This is a genomic window from Alloalcanivorax venustensis ISO4 (assembly GCF_015356855.1).
Taxonomy (GTDB): domain Bacteria; phylum Pseudomonadota; class Gammaproteobacteria; order Pseudomonadales; family Alcanivoracaceae; genus Alloalcanivorax; species Alloalcanivorax venustensis.
Genome location: NZ_ARXR01000057.1, coordinates 1 through 9584, shown reverse-complemented (window position 1 = coordinate 9584; position 9584 = coordinate 1). Strand labels below are relative to the sequence as shown.

The window sequence follows — 9584 nt, the reverse complement described above, 5'->3', positions numbered from 1 at the left end:
TGCTTTCAGTTGTGACCGGGCACGTCGAATGTCACGTTTCTGAGTCGCTTTTCGCCCGCCACACAGAAGAAGTATCAAAGTATCTCCGTGACGATGGAAATAAATCCGATAGCCCGGTCCATAATGGATCCTCAACTCGCTGATACCATGACCAAGTTGCTTGGTGTCGCCGGCTAGGCCCTCTTTTAGCCGGTCTATGCGCGCGACAATCAAGCCCTTGCTTTGCCATCCTTAAGAGTGGAAAGCCAAAAGCGAAAGACCGGGGACTGAATACATTTGATGCTCATTGTAGTTTAAAAAATACAAGAAGGAAAGGTGTATGTGTCCTGACGGTCGGCACGGCGGGTCTCGTCCGCGGGCCTTCAGTCAATATGTGTCGTCCAGCGTGGCCGGGACGAGCCGGATTGTCTGTCCTACGATGCGGACGGTTCTTGTAGGCGAAGGCGGAGTGTGAGCAGAGGCTAGTGGTAAAAAGCCGGCAAAGCAGGGTCAAAAGGAGCAAAAAACAGTGTCGGAAAGCTGAAAAAGCGGACGTTTGCGTGTCCGACAAGCAAAGTTGCGAACAGCGCAAAAGGCAAGACTTGGCCTAGTCTTCTCCTCAAGCGCTGCAAGCTCACCGGGTTGGTGCGCTTCGTGAGAGAGGTGTACCGGAAGTACGGGGTGCTGGGTTAGTCGTTCGGGGGCGCTCCTTCCGGTCTTCGAACCGGTTGGTGATCATCTCGTACGCCTCCTGCAGATCGTGCATCTCGGGGAAGGTTTCGCCGGGAAACCATTTGGGGAGCCGGCGGCGCAGCCATTCCAGGTAAGCCCGGCGTAAGCCGGCCTGTTCCGGGCCTGACAGCCACTTTACCAAACACGGAACACCGTCGTTGCGTGGTCTTCAAGTCAATAAGCTGGCAAAGCAGGGCAAAAAAGCGGGAAAACAGTGTCAGAAGACTAAAAAACCCGACTTTTGCGTGTCTGACAAGCAAAGTTGCGAGCAGTGCAAAATACAAGACCTGACCCCGTATTCTCCTCTTTAACTGTCCGGCACGTAGCCGCTGACGCCTTTGATGTCATCGGGGTAATGAAACGAGAATTGTTTGCCATCCTCACTTCGGACCTGAACGCTGGCTTTCTGGGTGTCCTTGAAAGAAAGCCATACCAGATAGTCGCTGTGGTACTCGCCGACGGGATAGCCGTTGATGGTGACAATGGTGTCCCCCGGCTTGACCCCGACCTCCTGGGTGCCGCTCTCGGGGAAATCTTCGCCAACCCGGTAGCCTTGTGGCGAACTCTCGCTGACCGGCGTCAAATCGAACTTTTCGAGAAAGTCCAGGACGCGCTGTGGCACCTTGGGGCCATCGTCATCTTCCGCCGACGCCTCGTCCTTATCGGCGTCCGCGATCTCGGCGCGCCCCCCACCTCTTAACGCCAGGCGAAGAGTGATCTGCCTGCCCTGGTCTTCGATGATCACCTCGGTCGGCCGGATGGCCGCCAGTAGGCCGCCTTCCGGCAGCGTCTCGCCCACGTTGTACCGGTGGGCGCCATGGCCCTCGGTATGGATGACGGCGGCGGCAAGCGGGCTATGGGCCTGGAAAACGGCCAGTAACGCCAGTGAATCGGTATCCACAGTCTCCCGCTGCAAGAGTGCGGCAGGCGCTTCCGTGTGCGGTGCCGGCGCGCGCGCCACGTCGGGTTGTGGGGATACGGTGTGTGTTTCCGCCTTCTTATTATCCGCATCATCCGTGCCATTACTCTCTCTCAAAAAAAAGAAAATAACGCATAAAAAAAATAAAGCCAGCAGAAACAGGCATTTATAAATCGTCTTCTGACCGCTCATAAAGATCCAAGGAAAATGTGTGATACACAACGTGTTTAAAACGGAACTTAAATAATATATATCCATCTTTACAGAGGAAGACAGAGAAAATAAACGTCAAAAAATATCACGGAAGTTTAAAACTGATATCGAAACGATATCGAACAAAAACCAGGAGGAAACTATGAGAAGCCTAACCTTGGGGGCGCTGTCATTGGTGTTTCTCGCCGGATGCAGCCACACCCCCGCGCACGCCACCAACCTTGAAACCAACCAGCAAAAAGCCTCCTACGCCGCCGGCATGATGCTGGGCGAGCAGCTCGGGAATAACCTTTCTAGGAACCACCTCGATAAGGATCTGTTCCTGCAGGCACTGCATGACCAGTTGAAGGGCAACGATTTGCTTCTTGAAGACGAAGAGGCGAGGGCAGCATCTGAAGCCTACAAGGAAGAAATCACCCAACGGTTGGAGGAAGAGAAACAGCAGGTGATTGCCCGCAACGGGGCTCAGGGTGACGCCTTTATGGAGAAAAACAAGCAGCGCCAGGATGTGAAGACGTTACCGAGCGGCTTGCAGTACGAAGTGCTCAAGGAATCCAGCAGTGGAGCCACCCCCGGTCCCAAAGACGCGGTTCGTGTGCATTACGCCGGCACTCTGCTGGACGGTACCTTCGTGGAGAGCAACCTGGCCCAGGGCGAAGCCGTGCGCGTGAATATGGGCGTGGCGCTACGAGGCTGGCAGAAGGCCTTGATGCAGATGAAAGAAGGCGAAAAGTGGCGACTCTTCATACCACCGGAGTTGGCCTACGGCGAAAAGGGCCTGCGGGACAAGGTGCCGCCGCAATCCACCCTGATCTACGAACTGGAACTAGTCGAAGTGATCGATAGAAGCTGATAACCACCATTGGAAGGGGGTATACCCATGAAACCATATCATTACATTCTGAATGTTCTGCTTATTACGCTGGCACTCCCCAGCCTGGCTACGGCGGATCTCCGCGAGCGGGTGGTCGAGGCGTTGGCGATCACCAACCCGAACCTGAGCGTGGAGGGCGTCACGGACAGCCCGGTAGACGGCGTTAAAGAGATAAAACTAAGCAACGGCGGCTTCCTCTACGCCTCACCGAACGGCGATCATGTCTTTTCAGGCCGTCTGCTGGTCTTTAAGGATAATTCGCTGGTTGATCTCACCCAAGAAAGCGAAAGAGAAGCCCGGGTGCGAGCGCTTCAAGATCTGGACCCTGGCACGGCCATCACTTTTGCCGCCAGTGGCCAGGAAAAGCATGAAATCTTCGTGTTCATGGACACCACCTGTGCCTATTGCAAGAAGTTCCACGCCCATATGGACGAAATGAATGAACGGGGCGTAACCGTGCACTATCTGGCGTTGCCGCGCTCGGGCGTTAATACGTCGGTCGCCGACACCATGGCCAGGATTTGGTGCGCTCAAGACCCGCAAACCGCCATTACCGATGCCTACGCCGGCAAACCGTTCACGCAAGAGGTCATGCCTTGCCGGGCACCGGTCGCCGACCAATACGACATGGCGCAAACCCTGGGCGTCAGCGGTACGCCGTCCGTATTCAGCCAGGACGGCAGGAACCTGGGCGGCTATATGACGCCCGATGATTTGGTCGCCGCTATCGCCAACACGGACGGCATCAAAAACTAAAAGCCCTCCGGCCTGCATGATCGCGCTGGCATGCAGGCCAACTTCTTACCTAATTAATATTTCTGAATTACGCTAATTCCCTGTCCCATTGTGAGCGGAAATTCCGCATCTACCTATTTTCAATAGCCGTGCGGCGTTAAGGCGTACCACAAGAAGTTCGCTAAGTTACTGAATAAGAAAGCCTTACCGAAAACACTCAAATTAAACCTTTTTAAAAAGCGGAACCCTCGCCGAAACCTTGCTAGCTTGAAGTGGCTGCACATTCTGCAGCATACGGAAGACAAACAATTACGGAGACTTAATCATGAAAACAAAACTTCTACTTACAGCAATCTTCGGCGTGGCCGCTTGGTCGCTTTCAAGCATGGCAGCGGCCAGCTGGAACACGGGTGCGTGCCCTACGCCTGGTGGTCCCGCGCCCTGTATCGAAACGGTGATCAACGGCAACACCTATCACTTTAATGGCAGCGGTGGTCACGCTGGTGTATGGCATGGCCGGCCTGCCGCCGAGGGCGGTGGTGATTTCGATTTCTCTGGCAGCGGTGTGGATCTGGGCTGTCCTGGCATAAATCCCAGCTGCGATCTGGTTTTGAACGGCCAGGTGCAGAAGTGCGAAGACTCTGACGGGAACTGGCGCCTTGGCGTGAAAGTAACCGGTGGTGACGCCTCAGGTAGTTTCCTGTGTAACGCCCTTACGCTCAGCGGCTTTCCGTGGTACTCAGCAGATCCGGCGAGTCATGACCATGCGACCGGTCAATGCCCGTTCACCGACGAGTGCGATAACTTCCTGCCCTACGATCCGAGCGCTTCCAACTATGTCGGACATTTTGGCGAAGTCACTGTTAGCAGCTTCCTGGGTACGGCTGTTGACGCAGAGCACGTGCATGACGTGATCTTCACCGCTAATAACCAAGGTGCTACACCTACCGCCAACTTCGATTTCAGCAACAAAGTGTTCACCGACTGCAACGGCGACGGCGACTGCACTATCGACGGCATCCTTTATCTCGATAACGCCGATGAGCTGAACATCTACTAAAACAGCATTGCTTTCGGCGCCGGCTATCTTGATTAGTCTGTACTGGAAGCTCTCCTACTCGGCCCCGGCTTATGCCGGGGCTTTTTATTAGGTGTTTTCTGGATAAGTAAGGAGAAAATAATTATGAAAACGAAAATTCTGCTTTCAGCGCTTCTCGGCGTAGCCATCTGGACGCTTTCCAGCGTCACGGCGGCAAGCTGGAACTCTGGGGCTTGTCCCCAGCCTCATGCCGGCCCCGCACCCTGTATCGAAACGGTGATAAGCGGCAATACCTATCACTTTAATGGCACAGGTGGCCACGCCGGTGTATGGCATGGCCGGCCAGCCGCCGAGGGCGGTGGTGATTTCGATTTCTCAGGCAGCAGTGTGGAGCTGGGATGCCCTGGCATAAATCCTAGCTGCGATGTCGTTCTGAATGGCCAAGTCAAGAAGTGCGAGGACTCTGACGGGAACTGGCGCCTTGGCGTGAGAGTAACCGATGGCAACTTCTCAGGTAGTTTCTGGTGTAACTATCAAGACCTCAGTGGCTTCCCGTGGTACTTAGCGGATCCGTCGAATCATAGCCACCCCGGCCAATGCCCGTTCACGGACGACTGCGACAACTTCGTGCCCTATGATCCGAGCGCTTCCAACTATGTCGGATATTTTGGCGAGGTCACTATTAGCAACTTCTTGGGAACGCTCATTGACGCGGAGCACTTGCATGACGTGGTCTTTACGGCTAATAACCAAGGTGCTGCACCCACGGCCAACTTCAACTTCACAAATGTGACGTTCACCGACTGCAGTGGGAACGGCGACTGCTATATCGACGGTGTCCTTTACCTTGATAACGCCGACGAGCTGAACATCTACTAAAGAAAGCAGCACGGCTTTCAGCGCCGGTTTTCCTCACTGGCCTGTACTGGAAGCTTTCCTACTGGGCCCCGGTTTTTGCCGGGGCTTTTATTGGCTGCGCCACTCTATGGCGCTTCGCGCCATGCCTGGCGCACCCATAAAAAACGCCCAATGCGGTGCATCGGGCGTTTTCAACTGAAATAGGTGTAAACCTATTATAGAGTTGGCTTCATCTTTAAAGCGGGCCGCCAAACAGGCAGCCCAAACTCATTGCCGAGCTTTACTCCATTGACTTGATGGGCTCGGAGACCATCTGCAGGAAGACGCCGTCCGCCGGAATACGATAGGGAATTCTGCCGATCGCGATCCCGTTTGCAGCTGCAGAATCATCTTCGCGATTGAACAATATCTTCAGATCGATATCGATAGGGTTTTCATTGCGTTGCTGGACTATCATTCTACCGTCATCCAGGAATGAAACGGGTCCGGTCAGCGACATCGTGGCTTCATAGCTTCGCAGGGTATGACTCATGTTGAATGTAATATTGCCTAGCATCGGACCGAGGAACGGGGCGTCAATGTATAGATCGACGTCCGCGGTAAGTACCGGTCCATTATCTCCCTTTTTAATCCAACCGGTGATCGGCTGAGTTCGAGGGCAGCGAGTAGAAGGCGTGTCGTTACAGGCCGGGTCGTCTTTCGCATACCGCATTCTCATGATTTGTTCCCCTGAGGGCACGGCCAATGTTGCTGCACCGCCAATTGCGTTGCGCGCATACGTTACGAACGAGGTGGATACGGCTTGTGAAGGGTATATCTCTACCTTGATCGCTTCCTTTTCCTCATCATACCGACCCACGCTTGCGTTTAACCCCATTTTAAGGTAGGTGAATTTCTTCTCGGGGCAAACGGCCGGCTCACTTTCCGGATACTGGTTAGCGGCCATATGACCAATCACGGTCATTGGATCATTCAAGAACACGTTTTCATAGTACCCTGCGTCGCCAGTAACAGGGTCATAGGTTTCATTGTAGCCACAGCCCACATTGCCACCATCAACGCTTGCCTGGCCGCTCAACCCCCAAGCGGTAAAGGGATTAGCCGCAAAGTTTGCTCCATCCGCATACCAGGGAACGTCCGGCGCCTGGGTCCCTCGGGTATTCATGGAAAGGATTTTCGCGCTGTTTGGCAGGCCCTGAACGCCTTCGGGATCGTAATCCGGGTCAGCGTCGGGGTCAGGCACACTCGGTAACGCTTCACGGAAGGCATAATCGACGGTAGGAAAAGTGCCATCGGGGAGAGGCGTACCACGGGTTGCGGGGTCCGTGTTATAGAAAGGGGCGTCAGCGCGCGACACCGCGGGGACTTTACCGATCATGTTCTCCACATCGTGAGTCAGGTTCCCATTGCTGTCGATATCAGGACTGGTTCGTAGCGTCTGCAATACATCGTTGCTGGTGGTCGTCGTTCCTTTGAAGAAGATGGCCATATCTGGCCCGCCGCCATAGGGAACGAAATAATCGTTGGATATCTGATAATCAGCTGCCACCTTCATGGCGCCACCGCCGTCATTCGGGTTAATCGGGACGCGCGTGGTTACGCCAAGCGGCTGGGTGCGGAGCGGGTGGCCGTCTTCACCGCAGATGGACCCCGTGCCGTCACAGGCCGCATCTTCACTGCCGATAAATTTACCTTTCCAGCCACGCCCGAGGCCCTGCGCTTCGGATGTGTCGTTGTTGGAACCCAAGGTGTATTTGTAATAATTACCGTCACCCCAGGGTTCTTCCGGCGTGAAGGTAATGTTCTGGCCTTCAACGATCAGAGAACCTTGAATTGTTTCTCCGTCAAACGGCTGCCCGGAAGCATCAACACGAAAAATATCGAAGCTGCCGCCTAGCTCGACACTGGCCGGATCGATTGCCTTGGTGAACTGCAACACAATCGGCCGATTTGCCGGCAGCGACATTAGCGGCAGGATATCGTCGGGATGATAGTCAATCAGCGGATAGTCTTCGTTGGGCCAGTCTCCGGGGCCGTCCGCGCAGCGACCGACCAGGCCATTGGCGAGATCCCGTGTGGCTGGATCGGTGACACAGGGATAACCCGGATAGGCGCTTAGAAGCATCGGTGAATTCACCTGAACGTCTTCCTCCGAATAGTTGCCGTCATTGTCAGGGATGCTCCGCGTCGTAACGTCACCCGGCAGTTTGAAGGTCAAGGTTTCCGGTACGAAGTTGTTGCCCGCCAGATCGGTGATCTGGCTGCCCAACTGGATCGTATATTCCGGGTTGCCGTCGGCGGGTAAGTATTCCAAACCGCCTTCCGGCTGAATCACCACGGCAGCGCCGTCTACTTTGTAGCTGATATCCAGGGTGGTGCCGTCTTGGGTAACAGCCAGCGCACCGGGTTGGTTCAGGCTTGCCGGGTCCAGCGGTTCATCGAAGTTCAGAATGATCGGTGCGCCGGGCTGCTGGAACCAGGACAACGCATCGCCGCTTTCGTCCGTGGGCATCTCCGGTGATTTTTGCCCCGGCATCCGGCTTTGCAGCGTCGGCGGGGTGGTGTCTTTCAGGGCGGCCCGTGCGTCGGCCAGCAGCGCGTCGGTTTGGTCCTTGTAGGACTGCAGCTGGAAGCTTAGTAGGCCATAGCCATATTCCTGCCCCAGAACATCCGGCTCCACCATGCTGGTGGCGTCGATGTTCAGCACACCGCCGTTGGGGTCCACTTCGGCCACGCCCACCAGGTGAATGTGCAGCAGGTTCTGGGTGAAGCCGCCGTTGGCCTGCGGGTTCGCGGTGGCGATGCCCACGTCCATGAACAGGTGCACGATGCGCAGCTTGTCCGGGTGGTTTTCGGTGTAGGGGTTGGGCACCAGATAACCGGTGGCGTCGGACAGGATACGCATAGTGACGTCGCCGGAGCCGAAGCCGGCGTCCACGTTGCCGCCGATCAGCACGGTCTCGATGGGGGTGCCTTCGAGCAGGGTGCCTTTAGGCAAGCGGATCGGGGTGACGTCCGTGTATTGGGTGACGTCCGCCAGTTCGGCGATCACGAAATCGGATTGCGCCTGGGTGACGTTGGCGTCTTCGCCCAGCAGGGTGCCGTTCACCGGTACCTGGTTGATGCCCTTGCCGGTGAGGCGGGAGGTGCCGTCCTGGGTGATACGCTGCACCAGGAAGCCGGGCTCGCCGCGCGGTGAGGAGTCCTTCGGGGTGAACTCGAGGGTCTCGCCGGCGAAGGTCTCGCCGTAGGTGCTCTCCAGGCCGCCGAGGGTGAGGGTGTAGGTTTCGCCCGGGGTCAGGTAGTCGTCCGTGGGGTCGACGGTCATGTAGGCGCCGTCCACCAGCAGGCCGGCTTCCACCACCGCGCCTTCGCTGTCACGCAGCACCACGCTGTTGCCGTCGCCGTAGCTTGCGGTGGCACGGTCGATGGGCTGGGTGAACTGGAAGCGGAAGGCGGAGAAGTCCATCACTGGTTCTAGCTCCGAGCCGTTCGGAATGGTCCGGCTGAGCTGGAATTCGTCCTCGCCTTCGGGTACCTCCTGGACCACTTCGCTCTTGGGGCCTTCCTGCAGCGTGCGCGTGGTGAAGGTGAGGGTCTGGTCCTTGGCGGTACCCTTGCCAAGCCGCAGATCGTTGATCTCGACGGTGTACTGGGTCCCGGGGGCCAGGCCGTCCGTGGGGGTCAGCAGCACGCCGCGCGGCTCGCCGCCGACTCTTTCCACCTCGAAGTCCAGGTTCTCGCCGGCGTCGTCGCAGCACAGCGTGACGCTTTGCTTGACGTTGCCCGGCGCGACGTTACTGGTGAAACGCAGCGCGATGGGGGCCTTGGTGGGCACTTCGCCCTGGCCGTTGTCCGGGTAGGCGTAGAGCAGGGCCTGCGCGCCGGATTCGCCCGGGTTGCTACCGAAGTCGTCCACCGGTGAGTCGCCGCCGTCGCCGCCACAGGCGGCCAGCAGCGTGGCGGAGGAAAGCAGTAGCAATGACTGCTTCAGGATTGTTGTCTTCATTATTGTCCCTCCCTCTTAAAACTGCATGCTGATGGAGCCGGCGAATACGTTGACGTCGCCTTTGGTTTCCACCACGTCGTTGTTCAGTGCGGTCGGCTGGCTGGATACGATCTGGAACTCACGCTCTTCCATCAGGTGGTACTGATAGCCGAAGTCGAGACGCAGCGGATGCTTGAGGCCGTAAACGTGGTCGAAGGTGGCGCTCATGCCCAGGCCGATCACGGTG

At 56.6% G+C, this 9584-nt stretch carries 7 protein-coding genes and 1 pseudogene; 4 read left to right on the top strand and 4 right to left on the bottom strand.

Annotated features, from left to right (window positions below):
* The coding region (locus tag ISO4_RS16350; RefSeq protein ID WP_228548213.1) for a type II toxin-antitoxin system RelE/ParE family toxin at nt 1-213 on the bottom strand (213 nt) is incomplete at its 3' end.
* 805 nt (nt 214-1018) lie between these two features.
* Nucleotides 1019-1822 carry a type II secretion system protein N gene (locus ISO4_RS16345; protein WP_194856916.1) on the bottom strand — a complete coding sequence of 268 codons (804 nt, stop codon included), beginning with the start codon at nt 1820-1822 and terminating at the stop codon, nt 1019-1021.
* 163 nt (nt 1823-1985) lie between these two features.
* On the opposite strand from ISO4_RS16345, the gene ISO4_RS16340 reads away from it, so the two are divergent.
* The 4 genes from ISO4_RS16340 to ISO4_RS16325 all read left to right on the top strand — a co-directional run bounded on the left by ISO4_RS16340 (nt 1986) and on the right by ISO4_RS16325 (nt 5370).
* Entirely contained in the window at nt 1986-2696 is a 711-nt protein-coding gene (locus ISO4_RS16340; RefSeq protein WP_194856915.1) for an FKBP-type peptidyl-prolyl cis-trans isomerase, read from the top strand.
* Nucleotides 2697-2723: 27 nt separating this feature from the next.
* Nucleotides 2724-3473, top strand: coding sequence for a DsbC family protein (locus ISO4_RS16335; RefSeq protein WP_194856914.1), 750 nt, complete (start codon nt 2724-2726; stop codon nt 3471-3473).
* 304 nt (nt 3474-3777) lie between these two features.
* Nucleotides 3778-4512, top strand: a complete 735-nt coding sequence (locus ISO4_RS16330) for a hypothetical protein (RefSeq protein ID WP_194856913.1) — start codon at nt 3778-3780, stop codon at nt 4510-4512.
* Between the two features lie 123 nt (nt 4513-4635).
* Complete coding sequence (locus ISO4_RS16325) at nt 4636-5370, top strand: hypothetical protein (protein ID WP_194856912.1); 735 nt, start codon at nt 4636-4638, stop codon at nt 5368-5370.
* Between the two features lie 259 nt (nt 5371-5629).
* On the opposite strand, the gene ISO4_RS16320 is transcribed toward ISO4_RS16325, so the two are convergent.
* Together ISO4_RS16320 and ISO4_RS16315 are read right to left on the bottom strand one after the other, a co-directional pair.
* Nucleotides 5630-9358, bottom strand: coding sequence for an Ig-like domain-containing protein (locus tag ISO4_RS16320; protein ID WP_194856911.1), 3729 nt, complete (start codon nt 9356-9358; stop codon nt 5630-5632).
* A 15-nt stretch (nt 9359-9373) separates the two neighbouring features.
* A pseudogene (locus ISO4_RS16315) lies at nt 9374-9584 on the bottom strand (aromatic hydrocarbon degradation protein); the annotation flags it as partial.